Origin of the sequence: Streptomyces sp. G7(2002) (assembly GCF_028870195.1) — a bacterium.
GTDB lineage: Bacteria > Actinomycetota > Actinomycetes > Streptomycetales > Streptomycetaceae > Streptomyces > Streptomyces nigrescens.
Genome location: NZ_CP102609.1, coordinates 8,681,634 through 8,696,625, shown reverse-complemented (window position 1 = coordinate 8,696,625; position 14,992 = coordinate 8,681,634). Strand labels below are relative to the sequence as shown.

At 73.4% G+C, this 14,992-nt stretch carries 14 protein-coding genes; 9 read left to right on the top strand and 5 right to left on the bottom strand.

Annotation, left to right across the window (positions count from 1 at the left end; translation table 11 throughout):
- Position 1 precedes the first annotated feature (1 nt).
- Together NUT86_RS37405 and NUT86_RS37400 are read left to right on the top strand one after the other, a co-directional pair.
- Positions 2-1,318: an MFS transporter gene (locus tag NUT86_RS37405; protein ID WP_266441304.1), complete on the top strand. Its 1,317-nt coding sequence runs from the start codon at positions 2-4 to the stop codon at positions 1,316-1,318.
- A gap of 11 nt (positions 1,319-1,329) precedes the next feature.
- The gene (locus NUT86_RS37400) at positions 1,330-2,346 is read left to right on the top strand and encodes a TolB family protein (RefSeq protein ID WP_274740740.1); all 1,017 of its coding nucleotides are present in this window, start codon (positions 1,330-1,332) and stop codon (positions 2,344-2,346) included.
- On the opposite strand, the gene NUT86_RS37395 is transcribed toward NUT86_RS37400, so the two are convergent.
- From NUT86_RS37395 to NUT86_RS37385, 3 genes are read right to left on the bottom strand one after another with little or no spacing between them, the layout of a single operon-like run.
- Positions 2,343-2,780, bottom strand: coding sequence for a hypothetical protein (locus NUT86_RS37395; RefSeq protein WP_274739849.1), 438 nt, complete (start codon positions 2,778-2,780; stop codon positions 2,343-2,345). The genes NUT86_RS37400 and NUT86_RS37395 overlap by 4 nt on opposite strands.
- A gap of 48 nt (positions 2,781-2,828) precedes the next feature.
- Positions 2,829-3,563 (bottom strand): ABC transporter permease subunit, encoded by a 735-nt coding sequence (locus NUT86_RS37390; protein WP_274739847.1) that lies wholly within the window; start codon positions 3,561-3,563, stop codon positions 2,829-2,831.
- A 4-nt stretch (positions 3,564-3,567) separates the two neighbouring features.
- A complete protein-coding gene (locus tag NUT86_RS37385; protein ID WP_159484406.1) occupies positions 3,568-4,497 on the bottom strand; it encodes an ATP-binding cassette domain-containing protein in 930 nt (309 codons plus the stop codon).
- Positions 4,498-4,605: 108 nt separating this feature from the next.
- Here NUT86_RS37385 and NUT86_RS37380 point away from each other — a divergent pair, with 108 nt between their 5' ends.
- The 3 genes from NUT86_RS37380 (at position 4,606) to NUT86_RS37370 (ending at position 7,758) form a co-directional block, all read left to right on the top strand.
- Entirely contained in the window at positions 4,606-5,844 is a 1,239-nt protein-coding gene (locus NUT86_RS37380; protein WP_274739844.1) for a sensor histidine kinase, read from the top strand.
- 4 nt (positions 5,845-5,848) lie between these two features.
- On the top strand, positions 5,849-6,499 hold the full coding sequence (locus NUT86_RS37375; RefSeq protein WP_159484410.1) for a response regulator: 651 nt from the start codon (positions 5,849-5,851) through the stop codon (positions 6,497-6,499).
- A gap of 86 nt (positions 6,500-6,585) precedes the next feature.
- Positions 6,586-7,758, top strand: coding sequence for an ROK family transcriptional regulator (locus NUT86_RS37370; protein WP_274739843.1), 1,173 nt, complete (start codon positions 6,586-6,588; stop codon positions 7,756-7,758).
- A 198-nt stretch (positions 7,759-7,956) separates the two neighbouring features.
- On the opposite strand, the gene NUT86_RS37365 is transcribed toward NUT86_RS37370, so the two are convergent.
- Positions 7,957-8,703, bottom strand: a complete 747-nt coding sequence (locus NUT86_RS37365; RefSeq protein ID WP_266441290.1) for a GntR family transcriptional regulator — start codon at positions 8,701-8,703, stop codon at positions 7,957-7,959.
- 252 nt (positions 8,704-8,955) lie between these two features.
- Between NUT86_RS37365 and NUT86_RS37360 the strand changes: the two genes are divergently transcribed.
- Positions 8,956-9,621, top strand: coding sequence for an aspartate/glutamate racemase family protein (locus NUT86_RS37360; protein WP_274739839.1), 666 nt, complete (start codon positions 8,956-8,958; stop codon positions 9,619-9,621).
- On the opposite strand, the gene NUT86_RS37355 is transcribed toward NUT86_RS37360, so the two are convergent.
- Positions 9,573-10,466, bottom strand: coding sequence for an RNA polymerase sigma-70 factor (locus NUT86_RS37355; protein ID WP_159484417.1), 894 nt, complete (start codon positions 10,464-10,466; stop codon positions 9,573-9,575). The genes NUT86_RS37360 and NUT86_RS37355 overlap by 49 nt on opposite strands.
- Before the next feature lie 189 nt (positions 10,467-10,655).
- Between NUT86_RS37355 and NUT86_RS37350 the strand changes: the two genes are divergently transcribed.
- The 3 genes from NUT86_RS37350 (at position 10,656) to NUT86_RS37340 (ending at position 14,927) form a co-directional block, all read left to right on the top strand.
- Positions 10,656-11,486: an alpha/beta fold hydrolase gene (locus NUT86_RS37350; protein WP_274739836.1), complete on the top strand. Its 831-nt coding sequence runs from the start codon at positions 10,656-10,658 to the stop codon at positions 11,484-11,486.
- Positions 11,487-11,870: 384 nt separating this feature from the next.
- Entirely contained in the window at positions 11,871-13,445 is a 1,575-nt protein-coding gene (locus NUT86_RS37345; RefSeq protein WP_018092542.1) for an alkaline phosphatase D family protein, read from the top strand.
- 84 nt (positions 13,446-13,529) lie between these two features.
- Positions 13,530-14,927 (top strand): GNAT family N-acetyltransferase, encoded by a 1,398-nt coding sequence (locus NUT86_RS37340; protein WP_018092541.1) that lies wholly within the window; start codon positions 13,530-13,532, stop codon positions 14,925-14,927.
- Positions 14,928-14,992 lie beyond the last annotated feature (65 nt).

The following is a 14,992-nucleotide window of genomic DNA, read 5'->3' as shown; positions in this document are numbered from 1 at the left end:
CGTGTATCTCGCAGACGGCCGCCCGGCCCCTCCCCCCTCCGTATCGCCGGGCGGCCGGCGCGACGGTCGCGGCCGGCGCGTCCGGGCCGCCGTTCCCTCCACGGTGCTGGTCCTGGGCGCCGTCAGCCTCATCACCGACATCTCCTCGGAGATGGTCACGGCCGTGCTCCCGCTGTACCTCGTCGCCGAACTCGGCCTGTCCCCCCTGGGGTTCGGGGTCCTGGACGGGGTGTACAACGGCGTGAGTGCGCTGGTCCGGCTGGTGGGCGGGCGGCTGTCGGACGGGGGCGGCGGGCGCGGGCACAAGGCGGTGGCCGCGGTGGGGTACGGGCTCTCCGCCCTCTGCAAGCCGCTGTTGCTGATGGTGCACACGCTGCCGCTGATCGGGGCGGTGCTGGCGGTGGACCGGACCGGCAAGGGGCTGCGGACCGCGCCGCGGGACGCGATGATCTCCCTGGCCGCCGAACCCGCCGCCCGGGGAAGGGCGTTCGGGGTGCACCGGGCGATGGACACCGCGGGCGCCCTGTGCGGCCCGCTGGTGGCGTTCGTGCTGCTGCGGGCGGCGGCGGAAGGCTATGACGCGGTGTTCACGGTCAGCTTCTGTGTCGCCGTACTGGGCGTGGTCGTCCTCCTGCTGTTCGTCCCGGGGCGCGCACTGCCCGCCGCGGAGGACACCACCGGACGGGCCCCGGCCGGGCCCCGGACGCCGGTGCGCGCCCTGCTGCGACGGCCGCAGGTACGCCGGCTGACCGCGTGCGCCGTGCTGCTCGGGCTGACCACCGTCAGCGACTCCTTCCTGTATCTCGCCCTGCAGCGGCGGCTGGACCTCCCGGCGGGGTGGTTTCCGCTGCTCCCGCTGGGCACCGCCGCGGCGTATCTGTCGCTGGCGGTACCGATGGGCGCGCTGGCCGACCGGATCGGCCGGCGGCGGCTGTTCCTGGCCGGGCATCTGGTGCTGCTCGGCGCCTACGGGCTGCTGCTGGCTCCCTTCGGCGGCGGCGCGGGGCTGGTCTGTGGCGTCCTCCTCCTGCACGGCGCGTTCTACGCGGCGACCGACGGAGTGCTGGCGGCCGCGACCGCCGACGCGGTGCCCGAGGACGCCCGCGGCAGCGGGCTGGCGGTGGTGCAGACCGGTCAGACGGCCGCCCGCTTCGTCTGCTCGCTCGCCTTCGGTGCCGCCTGGACCGCCTGGGGCGACCACACCGCCGTCCTCGCCGCGGCCGTCGGACTGGCCCTGGCCGCGGCCCTCAGCGCCCGGCTGCTGCGCCCGGCCGCACCGGCACCGGCCCCCAACTCCCCCTCGGAGCACACACCGTGACCCGCACCCCGATGAACCGCACCGCGCGCCTGCTCCTCCTGCTCGCCGCCGTTCTCGTACTCGGCGGGGTCGCCGTCGGCGCGACCCTGCACGCCGCCGGGCGCGCCGACCGGAAGGACCGCACGCAGGCCGGGGGCCCCGAGGTGGCCTCCGGGCCCGTACGCCTGGACGATCCGCGGCACGGTCTCTTCCGGAACATGGCCTGGGGTCCGCACCGCGACGAGATCACCGCCGTACCGGAAGGGCGGCTCACCGGCCCGCGCACCGCGTCCGGGGTCCACTGCCTGCGGTTCCACGCGGCCTCCGGAACCGGCATCTGCCTCCAGGCGGTCCACGGCGAACTCCGGGACACCTACCGCGCCGTCGTCCTGGACAACCGGCTGCGCGAACGGCGCCACTACGACCTGGCCGGGACCCCCACCCGCGCCCGGGTCTCCCCCAGCGGCCGCACCGTCGCCTGGACCGTCTTCGTCAGCGGTGACTCCTACGCGGGCACCGCCTTCTCCACCCGCACCTCCGTCGTCGACACCGGCGGCCGGCACCTGGACGCCAACCTGGAGACCTATGCGCTGACCGTCGACGGACACCGGGTCCGTGCCGTCGACATCAATGTCTGGGGCGTCACCTTCGCCGACGACACCCACTTCTACGCCACCGCCGCCACGGCCGGAAAGACCTACCTCGTCCGCGGCGACCGCAGCACCAGAACCCTCCGGGCCCTGCACCCCAACGTCGAATGCCCCTCCCTGTCCCCCGACGGCACCCGTATCGCCTACAAGAAGCGGATCGCGGACGCGGACCCCGACGCCCCCTGGCGGCTGTACGTCCTCGACCTGCGCACCCTGCGCGAGACCGCGACCGCCGAACACCGCAACATCGACGACCAGGCCGTCTGGCGCGACGGACACACCCTGGTCTACTCCCTGCCGGGCGACTACGGCTCCGATCTGTGGACCGTCCCCGCCGACGGCACCGGCACCCCGCACCGCCTCCTCTCCGCGGCGCTCGCGCCCGTCTTCTCCCGCTAGAGCGCCGCCCCTTCCCCCACCGCCACCAGCAACTGCATCGGCAGCTCGTACGCGCCCTGCCCCACCCCGACGCCGATCCAGCGGCCCTGCACCCGCCAGCCGTGCATCCGCGGGACGTATCCGCACAGGGTGTCCAGTGGCGGCCGGACCGGCAGGCCCCGCGCGGTCCGTTCCAAGTGATCGGCAAGATCAACTATTTCGGGCTCACCCCACCGTAAGGACAGTGCCCGCACCAGCGCCGTCAGCTCGGCCTCGAACTCCTCCGCGGCCTCCGCCACCTCGGTGAGGTCCGCGTCCCAGAACTCCCGGCTGACCCGCAGGCCGACTATGTGGAAGCCCGGACCGCTTTCGACCAGGGCGGAGCGGCCCGGAGCGGCGGGGAAGTCCCGGAGCCGCCATCGGTCGATGACGGTGAGATACGCGTCAGTGGTCATGCCGTCAGTAAACCGCCCGGGTCTGACAATTGACTCGCGCCCGGTCCCTCACACATCCCTGCGCAGCAGTGACCACAGCCCCGCTGCCGCGGCCAGCGCCGCCCAGCCTGCCATCACCGCGATCCCGGACCACGCCCCGAGCGCCCCCTCCGGCGCAAGGTGCAGAATCTGCTGCCCCGCCCGGTCCGGCAGGAACTGGCCCACCTTTCTGGTCGCGTCCAGTGAACCGAACAGCGGGCCGAGAGAGAGGAAGAGCGGGACGAGCAGGCTCAGGGTCCCGACCGGGCTGCGCAGCAGCGCGGCGACACCGGCGGAGAACACCGCGAGCAGCCCGAAGTAGAGCCCGCAGCCGACGGCGGACCGCACCACGCCCGGCGAGCCGACGCTCACACCCGCCTCTCCGAGCAGCGCCTGCCCGACGGTCACGGACGCGAAGCCGGCCACCAGCCCGACGGCCAGGGCAAGCCCGCCCACGGTGACGAGCTTGCCCGCGTACAGCAGTCCTCGGCGCGGCACGGCGGTCAGCGAGACCCGGACGGAGCCGCTGGACCACTCCCCCGCGACCGCGAGGACGCCGCAGATGATGGCCCCGAACTGGCCGATGTTGAGACCGAAGTAGGCATGGAAGACCGGGTCGAAGTGTGGATCCGATCCGTCATGGCTGCCGCAGACGAAGCAGGCGACCGCGAGGGTCACCACCAGGATGGCGGAGAGGCTGTACGACAGGGAACGCAGCGAGCGGATCTTCGTCCACTCGGAGCGGAGCACGGCGGCGAACGGCATGGCTTCAGACCTCCTGGGTCTTCGCAGTGGCGGAGACGAACTCGGCGGCGTCCGCGGTCAGCCGCAGATAGGCGTCTTCCAACGAGGGCGCCTCGTCGGCGAGTTCGAGGACCGGGATGCCCCGGCGGGCGGCGAGCGCGCCGACATCGGCGGGTTCGGCGCCCTCGACCAGCCAGCCGCCGGATCCGTCCGGTGCCGCAGCCCACCCGGCCCGGACGAGCTCGGCGTGCAGCCGGGACCCTTCCGACGTGCGCACCCGAACCCTGCGGTGGGTGTGCTGGCGCAGGAAGGTGTCCATGGCGGTGTCGGCAAGCAGCCGGCCGCGCCCCAGCACGATCAAGTGGTCGGCGGTCAGGGCGGTCTCGGTCATCAGATGGCTGGAGATCAGCACCGTACGGCCGTCGGCGGCGAGGCGCTTGAGGAGCGTACGGATCCAGATGATGCCCTCCGGGTCGAGCCCGTTGGCGGGCTCGTCCAGCATCAGCACGGCCGGGTCGCCGAGCAGCGCGGCCGCGATGCCGAGCCGCTGCCGCATGCCGAGCGAGAAGGTCCTGACCCGCTTGCCCGCCACCGCCGACAGCCCGGTCTCCTCCAGGACCTCCGCCACGCGCCGTACCGGGATGCGGTTGCTGTGGGCGAGGGCGAGGAGGTGGTCGCGGGCGCGCCGGGCCCCGTGGGCGGCGCCCGCGTCCAGCAGCGCCCCGACGTGCCGCAACGGGTTGTCCAGCGCGCGGAAGGCACGGCCGCCGACGGTGGCGGTTCCCGAGGTGGGGCGGTCCAGACCCACGACCATCCGCATGGTGGTGGACTTACCGGCGCCGTTGGGGCCGAGGAACCCGGTGACCCGCCCCGGTTCCACGCGGAAGGTGAGGTCGTCCACGGCTCGCACGGTTCCGTAGAGCTTCGTCAATCGCTGCACTTCGATGAAGTTCATACCGCAAGGCTGGCTGCCGTACCCGGCCTCTGACCTCCCCCGCCGTCGGGGAACGCCTCCCCCGGGCGGGGGAGGCCGCGGGCCGGTGGCCGCTGTCACGATGACGGGGTGCCCCTCTCGCTCTCCGCCGTTCTCCGCCCGCTCTTCCGAGCCGTCACCTACACCCGCTGGCTGCATCTGCTGATCGCCTCGGTGGCCGGGATGCTGACCGGCTTCCTGTACAACAAACCCTTCTTCGCGGGCGGATGGCTGACGTGGCTGTGGATGGCGGTGCTCCCCCTGCCACTGCTCTTGTTCGCCGCCCTGATACCGGTGGTCCGCCGCGTCGAGGGGCTCCAGGCCCAGCTGCTGCTGACTCCGGGCCCGCACGGCCTCGAAGCGCGTGCCGCGTCCGGTATCGCCACGACCCCGTCGGGCTCCTGGAGCGATCGTGGCCGTACGGCGCTGTGGCTGCTGCTGCGGCTCGAAGTGGGCGTCGCCCTCTCAGCCCTGACCGCTCAACTGCCCCTTGTGGCCGGGGCGTTCGCGATGGCTTCCGCAGGACGCCCCACGCACCTGAAGGGCCTGCCGGCGATCGAAGCGCCCCACTGGTGGTACGGGCTGCTCGCACCGCTTCCCCTCGTCCTGCTGGCGGCCGTCGCCGTCGGGGCGGGCTCACTGACGGCCGCCGCCGCACGGCTGCTGCTGGGCCCCTCGGCCGCCGAGCGGCTGACCGAACTGGAGGCCCGTACGGAGCGCATGCTGGAACACAACCGGCTGGCCCAGGAGCTGCACGATGCGATCGGCCACGCGCTGACCGTCACCGTGCTGCAGGCGGGCGCGGCCCGGACCGCCGGTTCGCCCGAGTTCACCGAGCGGGCGCTGGCCGCCATCGAGGACACCGGCCGCGAGGCGCTGGCCGATCTGGAGCGGGCGCTGCGGCTGCTGCGCCAGGACGCACCGGGCCCCGCCGGCCGGCCGGCGCTCACCGACACCGAGCGCCTGCTGGAGTCGGCACGGGCCGCGGGTGCGGACCTGCGCGCCGAGCTGAGCGGCCCCCTGGAAAGACTGCCGGGCCCCGTCTCCCGGGAGGGGTACCGCATGGTGCAGGAGGCCCTGACGAATGTGCTGCGGCACGCGGGCCCGGTGCCGGTGTCCGTACGGATAGCCGCCGACGCCGACGCACTGGAACTGGAGGTGCGCAATCCGCTGCCCGTCGCCTCCCCGGCCCCCGGCAGTGCCCACCGCGGCCGTGGTCTGCGCGGCATCCGCGAACGGGCCGCGCTGCTCGGCGGCGAGGCCGAGACCGGGCCGGACGGCGGCGAGTGGCGGGTGCGCGCCCGCCTCCCGCTGCGCCAACTACGCTGACCCCGTGCCGATTTCCGTACTCCTGGTCGACGACGAGCCGCTGGTCCGCGCGGGACTGCGTGCCATTCTGGAAGCGCAGACCGATATCGAGGTGGCGGGCGAGGCGGGCGACGGAGCGTCCGTCGTCCCGCTGGCGCGGAAGCTCCGGCCCGATGTGATCGCCATGGACGTACGGATGCCGCTCCTGGACGGCATCGAGGCGACCCGCGCGGTGCTGCGCTCGGTGCCCGGGCCGCCCCGGATCCTCGTCGTCACCACGTTCGAGGAGGACGAGTACGTCTACGAGGCGCTGCGCGCGGGCGCGGACGGCTTTCTGCTCAAGCGCTCCCGGCCTGCCGAGATCGTGCACGCGGTGCGGCTCGTTGCCGAGGGCGGCTCGCTGCTGCTCCCCGCGGCGCTGCGCACCATGGCGGCCGGCCGCCGCAACGACCGCGCCCGGGCCGACTTCGAGCGCGCTGCGCTCACCGCGCGGGAGCAGCAGGTGCTGCGGCTGATGTCCCGTGGGCTGTCGAACGCGGAGATCGCCGACGAGCTGGTCCTGGGGGCCGAGACCGTGAAGACGCATGTCAGCTCGGTGCTGGGGAAGCTCGGGGCCAGGGACCGCACCCAGGCGGTGATCGCCGCGTACGAGTCCGGGTTCGTCTCGCCCGGCTGACCGCGGCGAGCAGTTCCTCCGGGTCTCGCCGCCCCTCAGGTGACCGGCTACGATCCGCCACACACGCGAAGTGAGGGAGACGGACGTTGGGGCGGCTCACCGGCGGGGACCCGTCCCTGCTGCGACGGATCAACTCCGCGGTGGTGCTGCACGCGCTGCGCGCCGCGGACTCCCCCACGCTCACCGACCTCGTCCAGGTGACGGGGCTGTCCCGGCCCACGGTCGAGGGCGTGGTCGAGGGGCTCATCGAGACCGGGCTGGTGGTCGAGGTGCCCGCCGAGGAAGGTGCGGCGCGTCGCCAGGGGCGGCCGGCCCGCCGGTTCCGGTTCCGTACGGAAGCCGGCCATCTGCTGGGCATCGAGATCGGCCCGCACCGCGTCGCGGCCCTGCTGTCCGATCTGGGCGGACGGGTGCTGGACACCGCGCAGCGCCCCGTGGACGAGACCGCACCGGCCGACGAGCGGCTGGAGCGGGTCCGTGCCGTGGTGGCCGATCTGCTGCGCCGTACGGGCGTGCCCCGCAGTTCGCTGCGTGCCGTCGGGGCGGCCGGCCCCGGCATCGTGGAGTCGGACGGCACCGTCCGGCTGAGCACCGCGCTGCCGGGCTGGACGGGGCTGCCGCTGGGTGAGCGGCTGCGCCGGTCGTTCCGCTGCCCGGTGCTGGTCGAGAACGACGCGAACGCCGCCGCGGTGGCCGAGCACTGGCAGGGCGCGGCGACCGGCTCGGATGACATCGTTTTCGTACTGGCGGGGCTCAGTCCCGGTGCCGGCTCGCTGATCGGCGGACGGCTGCACCGCGGATTCGGCGGGGCCGCCGGGGAGATCGGTGCGCTGCATCTGCTCGGCCGCGAGGCGACACCGGAGAAGCTGCTGTCGACGACCGGAGAACCGCTGCATCCCCTGGACGAGGCGCAGGTGGCGGCGGTCTTCGCGGCCGCGCGCGACGGTGACACCCAGGCGCGGGAGGCGGTGGACCGCTTCATCCGGCGGCTGGTGCACGATGTCGCGGCACTGGTGCTGGCGCTGGACCCGGAGCTGGTGGTGATCGGCGGCTGGGCGGCGGGCCTGGCGGGCGTACTGGAGCCGCTGCGCGGGGAGTTGGCGCGCTACTGTCTGCGCCCGCCGCAGGTCGTCCTGTCGCAGCTCGGCGAGGCGGCGGTGGCCACCGGGGCACTGCGGCTGGCGCTCGACCACGTGGAGGGCGAACTCTTCGCGGTGGAGGGCACGGTGACGGGCCGTCGCGGAACCGCGGCGCGCTGACGGCCACTACTGAGCCGGGGCGTGCCCATACCCCTCCCACTGCTCCACGGCGCGACGACGGTCCCGCCAACTGCCCATGCTGCGACGACGGCCTCTCCCGCTGCCCCCTCGCCCGCCACCCCACGGCCCGGCAAACGGAACGGGCCCGCTCCGGAGCATGATCCGGAGCGGGCCCGTACGTTCGGCTGCCGGGCGGGCTCAGCCCGCGAGCAGGGCGACCGCGTCGCTCTCACCGAAGGTCAGACGGCAGGTGTCCGCACGGTAGGTGGAGACCGCGACGGCGGTGGTGCGGCCCCCCGAGACATAGCGCGTGGTGACGACCAAGACGGGCGCGCCGGGCAGCCGGTCCAGCTGCTTGGCGTCCTCCGCACGGGCCGAGCCGAGCTCGACGGTACGGTCCTGGCCCTCCAGCTCCAGCGACTGCAGCTCCTGCAGCACCGCATGGGCGCGCGCCGGGCCGTTCAGTACACCGGTCTCCTGGCAGCCCGGGACCACGGCCGCCGGGACGTACAGCAACTCGGCGGCGAGGGGCCGGCCCTGGGTGACCCGGCTGCGGCGGACGATGTGCACCCGGTCGCCGTCGGCCGTCTCCAGCAGGCGGGCCACCGCGGCGGGCACCGTATCGCTCTCGACGGAGTCGACCGGCTGCCAGTCGTCACCGGCGGCGCCGGGCCAGGTGTGCCGGGCGGGGGCGACGGCGACCCCGACGCGGGGCGGTGCGACCGTGGTCCCCACCCCGCGGCGGCGCTGGAGTCTGCCTTCCAGCTCCAGCTGTTCGAGCGCCTGCCGCAGCGTGGCCCGTGCGACGCCGAACCGCGCCGCCAGATCACGCTCGTTGGGCAGAATCTCGCCGACCGTGAACTCCGAGTCCAGCGCCTCGCTGAGCACGGTCTTGAGGTGCCAGTACTTCGGCTCCGGCACCGTTTCGAGCTGCGTGGTCCCCACCCTGTCCTCCGCACTGACCGTAACCGGGGCTGCTCCCCCATGGGACTCGGGCCGCGCGCGGCCGGCAGATCTGGGCCCGCTGCGCGCCCGATTATGAGCGCTTCTTTATTAAAGGTTGTTGCAGTATCCCGACGATATGGCCGCCCCCACCCTTGGTCAAGACCAATCCGGTATCCGTTTCGGACCGCCCGCACGCCCGGACGGGCCGCCCCGCCCGCGCCCTCCGCGGCGCCGCTCGGTACCGTTCCCGCCATGCTCGCGCTGCTGCACACCTCGCCCGTCCACGTCCCGGTCTTCGACGCGCTGCGGGACGCGGAGGCCCCCGGTCTGGCGGTGCATCACCTCGTCCGGCCCGAACTCCTCGACCGGGCAAGGGCGCAGGGCCCCGACGCCGTCTCTGCGGACGTCTCCGCCGTCCTCTCAGAGGCGGCCGGCCACGGTGCGCGGGCAGTGCTCTGTACCTGCTCGACGATCGGTTCGGTGGCGGAGGCGGCCGGCGCCGCGCTCGGCCTCCCCGTCCTCCGGGTGGACCGTCCGATGGCCGCGGCCGCCGTCGCCGCCGGCCCGCGGATCGCCGTGCTCGCCGCCCTGGAGAGCACCCTCGCCCCCACGGAAGACCTGATCGTCCAGGAGGCCCAACGGGCCGGCCGCGAGGTCAGGGTGCGTACGGTGCTGGTGCCGGACGCGTGGGAGCGCTTCGAGAGCGGCGACACCGAGGGCTATCTGTCGGCCATCGCCGCCGCGGCACGGGAGGTCCGGGACGCCGATGCGATCGTCCTGGCACAGGCCTCCATGGCGCCGGCCGCCGAGGGGCTCGACGGGGGCGTCCCGGTGCTGTCGAGTCCGCGGCTCGGGCTGCGGGCCGCCGCTCAGCCGGCGGCCAGCGACTCCAGCTTCTCGGGGTTGCGGACGATATAGACGGTCTGGATCTTGCCGTCCGCGATCCCGAGCTGGACGACGGAGTCCGGCACACCGTGGTCGTGCGCCAACAGCGCGATCCCGCCGTTGAGTTCGAGGACGGTGAACTCCAGGCCGGGCGGCACGGACCTGGTGACGCCGAAGAGGAAACGGGCGACCTTGTCCGCGGACTCGATGATCCGCAGCGGGGCCTTGGCCTTCCCCCCGCTGTCCCCGACCAGCCGGGCGTCCGCCGCCAGCAGGCTCAGCAGCCCGTCCAGATCGTCGCCGGCCGCCGCGGCCAGGAACCGCTCGGTCAGGTCCCGCTGCCGGTCCGGATCGACCTCGAAGCGCGGTTTGCCCTCCTCCACATGCCGCCGGGCCCGTCCCGCCAGTTGCCGGACCGCCGCCTCACTGCGGTCGAGGGTGGTGGCGATCTCCGCATATGGGTAGCCGAAGGCCTCACGCAGCACGAACACCGCGCGCTCCAGAGGGGAGAGCGACTCCAGGACGACGAGCACGGCGAGGGTGACCGATTCGGTGAACACCGCCCGCTCGGCGGTGTCCGGGGCGGTGCCGCCGACGTCGGTCCGCAGCGGCTCCGGCAGCCAGGGCCCCACATAGGACTCGCGCCGGGCCTGGACCTGGCGCAGCCGGTCGATGGCCAGCCGAGTGGTGATCCGTACAAGAAAGGCGCGCGGCTCACGGACCGCCGTGTGGTCCGCGCCCGCCCAGCGCAGCCAGGCGTCCTGCACCACGTCCTCGGCATCGGCCACCCGGCCGAGCATCCGGTAGGCCACCCCGAACAGCACGGAACGGTGGTCCTCGAAGACGTCGGTGACCTCGGTCGCGGAATCCTTCAGCACCCCTCCATCCCACCCGGCCGCCCCGGCCTTGTCCAGCGGAAACCACCCAGAGCGGCCGCGTGGGCGCGTGGTGTGCGGCACACTCGCCCTCATCCCGGCCGCCCCATACCACTCAGTAGCCCCAGCTGGCATCGTGTCAGCGCACGCTCCGCACCACCGAAAGCCCCGCACCCCCAGAGGAGTTCACCCATGGCCGCCCCGGTCTCCTTCGCCCGCATCACCCCCGCGGACCGGCCGCCGTTCACGGTCGCCTACGAGCGCAAGGGCGTGGGCGAACCCATCGTCCTGCTGCACGGCATCGGCCACCATCTCCAGGCCTGGCGCCCGGTGTGCGACATCCTTGCCGCCTCCCACGAGGTCATCGCGCTCGATCTGCCGGGGTTCGGTGCCTCCCCCGCGCTGCCCGGCGGCTCGTCCTACGACCTGGCGTCGGTCGTCCCGCTCCTCGCCGCGGCGTTCACCGGGCTCGGCGTCGACCGCCCGCATGTGGTGGGCAACTCGCTGGGCGGGCTGCTCGCACTGGAGCTGGGCCGCGCCCGCGCCGTGCGGTCGGTCACCGCGCTCTCGCCCGCGGGCTTCTGGACCCCGGCCGAGCGGCGTTACGCCTTCGGTCTGCTGCGCGGCATGTACGCCGGCGCGCAGGCGCTGCCCGAGCCGGTGGTGGAGTCGCTGGCCCGGACCGCCCTCGGCCGCGCCTCGCTGACCGGCACCATCTACGCCCACCCCGGCCGCCGTTCGGCCGAGGCCGTCGTGGCGGAGACCCGGGCGCTGCGCGAGGCACCCGGCTTCGCCCCGACACTGGCGGCCGGCCGCGCGGTGCGGTTCACCTCCGATGTGCCCGACGTCCCGGTGACGATCGCCTGGGGCAGCCGCGACCGGCTGCTCCTCCCCCGCCAGGGCGTACGCGCCAAGCACACCATTCCGGCCGCCCGGCTCGTGCGGCTGCCGGGCTGCGGACATGTGCCGATGAACGACGATCCGGCGCTGGTGGCGCGGGTCATCCTCGACACCGTGGGGTAGGGCGTATCGGCCCGCGGTGTCCTACGAGCCCGCGGTGTCCTACGAGTTGGACCGCTCCCGCCGCGACAGAACCAGCAGCGAGACAGGCGGGCGATGCGGAGATGAGCGGAACCGTTGGCCGGTATGCGGAGTCACCTTCCTGGGGGCCACCGTGCCGGCGCGGCGTATCAGGACCGTATGGGCCACGGCAGCGTCCTGGCGATCGGGCGGTGGTCTTGCGACCATGGCCCGGGTCCGCCGGTCGCAGGTCCCCGGACCCGTTCGGGCGAACGGTGCACCGTGGTCCGTGAACGGGCCGCTGTTCACCGTCCGTTCGGCTGCGGGGCACCGGACAGCGATACGAACGGGTCGGCAGTGAGGTCGGTCGAGGCATGGAGGTTGGAGATGGCGCAGGGATCCGGCGGGGGCTTCGGACGGCGGTCGCTGCTGCAGGGCGCGGCGGCGGGTTCGGTGGCGCTGGCACTGCCCACGCTCTCCTGTGCCGCGCCGGCACAGGCCCGCAGCGGGCGGCCGAGCGCCGACTGGGGTGTCCAGGTCGGCGATGTCACCACCTCGTCGGGCCTGGTGTGGGTGCGGTCCGACCGGCCGGCCCGGATGGTGGTGCAGACCGCGGCGACCGAGTCGTTCCGCGGCGCCCGGTCCTGGCGCGGCCCGGTGATCGGACCGGACACGGACTTCACCGGCCTGACTTCGCTGCACGGCCTGCCGTCCGGTGAGCAGATCCACTACCGGGTGCTGCTCGCCGACCCGGACGACCCGCGGCGCACCGGCGAGCCGGTCTCCGGAACGTTCCGTACGGCACCCACGGGGCGTCGTGCCGACCTCCGCTTCCACTGGTCCGGGGATCTGGCCGGGCAGGGCTGGGGCATCAATCCGGACCGCGGCGGCTACCGCATCTACGAGGACATGCGGCGCCGGAACCCGGACTTCTTCCTGTGCAGCGGCGACAACATCTACGCCGACAGCCCGATCCCCGAGCGGGTGACGCTGCCGGACGGCCGGGTCTGGCGGAATGTGACGACCGAGGAGAAGTCCAAGGTCGCCGAGACGCTCGCGGAGTTCCGGGGCGCGTTCCGCTACAACCTGCTCGACGACCATCTGCGCCGCTTCAACGCGCAGGTGCCGACGATCACGCAGTGGGACGACCACGAGGTGCACAACAACTGGTACCCGGGGCAGCTGCTCGACGACGACCGGTACACGGAGAAGGACACGGACGTGCTGTCCGCGCGGTCGCTGCGCGCCTTCAGCGAGTATTTCCCGATCCGTACGCTGCGGCCCGACCGGGGAGGCCGGGTCTATCGCGTGGTGCGTCACGGCCCGTTGCTCGATGTGTTCGTCCTGGACATGCGCCGTTACCGCAACGCCAATTCGCCGGGCCGGCAGACCGACGACCCGCAGGGCATCCTCGGGGCGGAGCAGCTGCGCTGGCTCAAGCGGGAGCTTTCCCGCTCGCAGGCGGTGTGGAAGGTGATCGCCTCCGATATGCCGCTGGGTCTGGTCGTCCCGGACGGCAAGACCGACTTCGAGGCGGTGGCACAGGGCGATCCGGGCGCTCCCCTGGGACGTGAACTGCAGATGGCCGAGCTGCTGCGGCACATCAAGCACGACCGGATCACCGGCACCGTCTGGCTCACGACGGACGTCCACTACACCTCGGCGCAGCACTACGCGCCGGAGCGGGCCGCGTTCAAGGACTTCGAGCCGTTCTGGGAGTTCGTGTCGGGGCCGCTCAACGCGGGCGGGTTCCAGGCTTTGAAGCTGGACGGAACCTTTGGGCCCGCGCAGCCGTTCATCAAGGCGCCGGACCGTGCCAACACCTCCCCAGCGGAGAGTCCGCAGTACTTCGGCGAGGTCGATATCGACGGGGGCAGCGGGGAGCTGACGGTGCGGCTTCGTCAGGAGGGCGGCCAGGTGTTGTTCAGCAAGGTGCTGCAACCGGGACGGGTAGGACAGTAGTGGCCAATGCGTCGATTGCGTCTTTTACCCGTCGGACACAATGTGTTGGCGATCAGGCAACACCTGTCCGCCAGGCTTGTGTGCATGACTGAAGCATCCTCTGCCCATTCCTCCCGCCGCCCCCACTGGCGGCGGGACATCGTCGAGCTGGCCGCCCTCTTCACGGCCGTGGCGGTGGCCGACGCCGTCGCCAACACCGTCGTGCACGGCCCGCGGGGCCCGGTGCTGCTGTGCTCCGCCGCGGTGGCACTCCTCGCCACGGCGGGCTTCCACGTCTGGTGGTCACGACGCCACGAAAACGCCCCGCCGCCGACCGATACCGGCGCCACGGCACCGTCCTCCGCCGGCCGGGCCCCTGGGGCCGACGGCCAGGAGACGGCGCTGTGGCGCATGCGGACCACGGTCCAGGACGAGCCCGGCAGCCTGGCCGCGCTGTGCACCGCGCTGGGTGCGCACCGGGTGGACATCCTCAGCCTGCAGACCCATCCGCTCTCCGACGGCACGGTCGACGAGTTCCTGCTGCGCGCGCCCGGCGCGCTGACGCCCGCCGAGCTGACCCGTACGGTGGCCGGCGCGGGCGGCACGCACAGCTGGCTGGAGCGCGCCGACGCACACGATCTCGTCGATGCGCCCACCCGGATGCTGGGGCTGGCCACCCGCACGGCCCTGGACTCCGCCGAACTCCCCCTGGCGCTACGGCAGTTGCTGGGGCGCTGCACCATCCATTCGGTGCCCGCGCGCTCGCTGCGCGGTCAGCCGCTCGCCGAGCAGGTCCCCACGGAGGGCGTGCTGGAGGAGCACCTCATGAAGTTCCGCGACCCCTCCGGGGGCTCCCTCACCATCGAAAGGCCGCAATTGCCGTTCACCCCCACCGAGTTCGCCCGGGTGCGCGCGCTGGTCGATCTGGACGCCCGGCTCGGCCAGCGGGTGCCGCCGCGCCGTGATGTGCTGACGCTGCCCGAGGGCAACGAGATCACCGTCCGCCGCGCCGACACCTCCGACCTGGCCGCGGCGCGGGAGATGCACGACCGCTGCTCCTCGAAGACCCTGGGGCTGCGCTACCACGGCCCGGTCGGCGACGCGGACCGCTATCTCGGCCATCTGCTCAGCCCGCGGTTCGGCCGCACCCTGGCCGTGGAGACCGCCTCCGGCCGGCTGGTGGCGCTGGGCCATCTGCTGTGGGACGGCGACGAGACCGAGGTCGCGCTGCTGGTCGAGGACGCCTGGCAGCAGCGCGGTATCGGCGCCGAGCTGCTGCGCCGGCTGGTGACGATGGCGGCCGAGGCGGGCTGCGAGAGCGTGTACGCGGTCACCCAGGCCTCGAACACCGGCATGGTGGCAGCGATGCGCGGCCTCCGGCTGCCGCTCGACTACCAGATCGAGGAAGGCACGCTGGTGATCACCGCCCGCCCGTCGGGCAGGCCCGCCGCACGGGAGCCGCAGGAGAGCATCCGCCTCCATGACGGCAGCGCGCGCCGCTGAGCGCCCCGGAGCCCCACCGGGCACCGAACCCTCCGGCCGGCCGGGCGTGCTGACGCCCGGCCGGC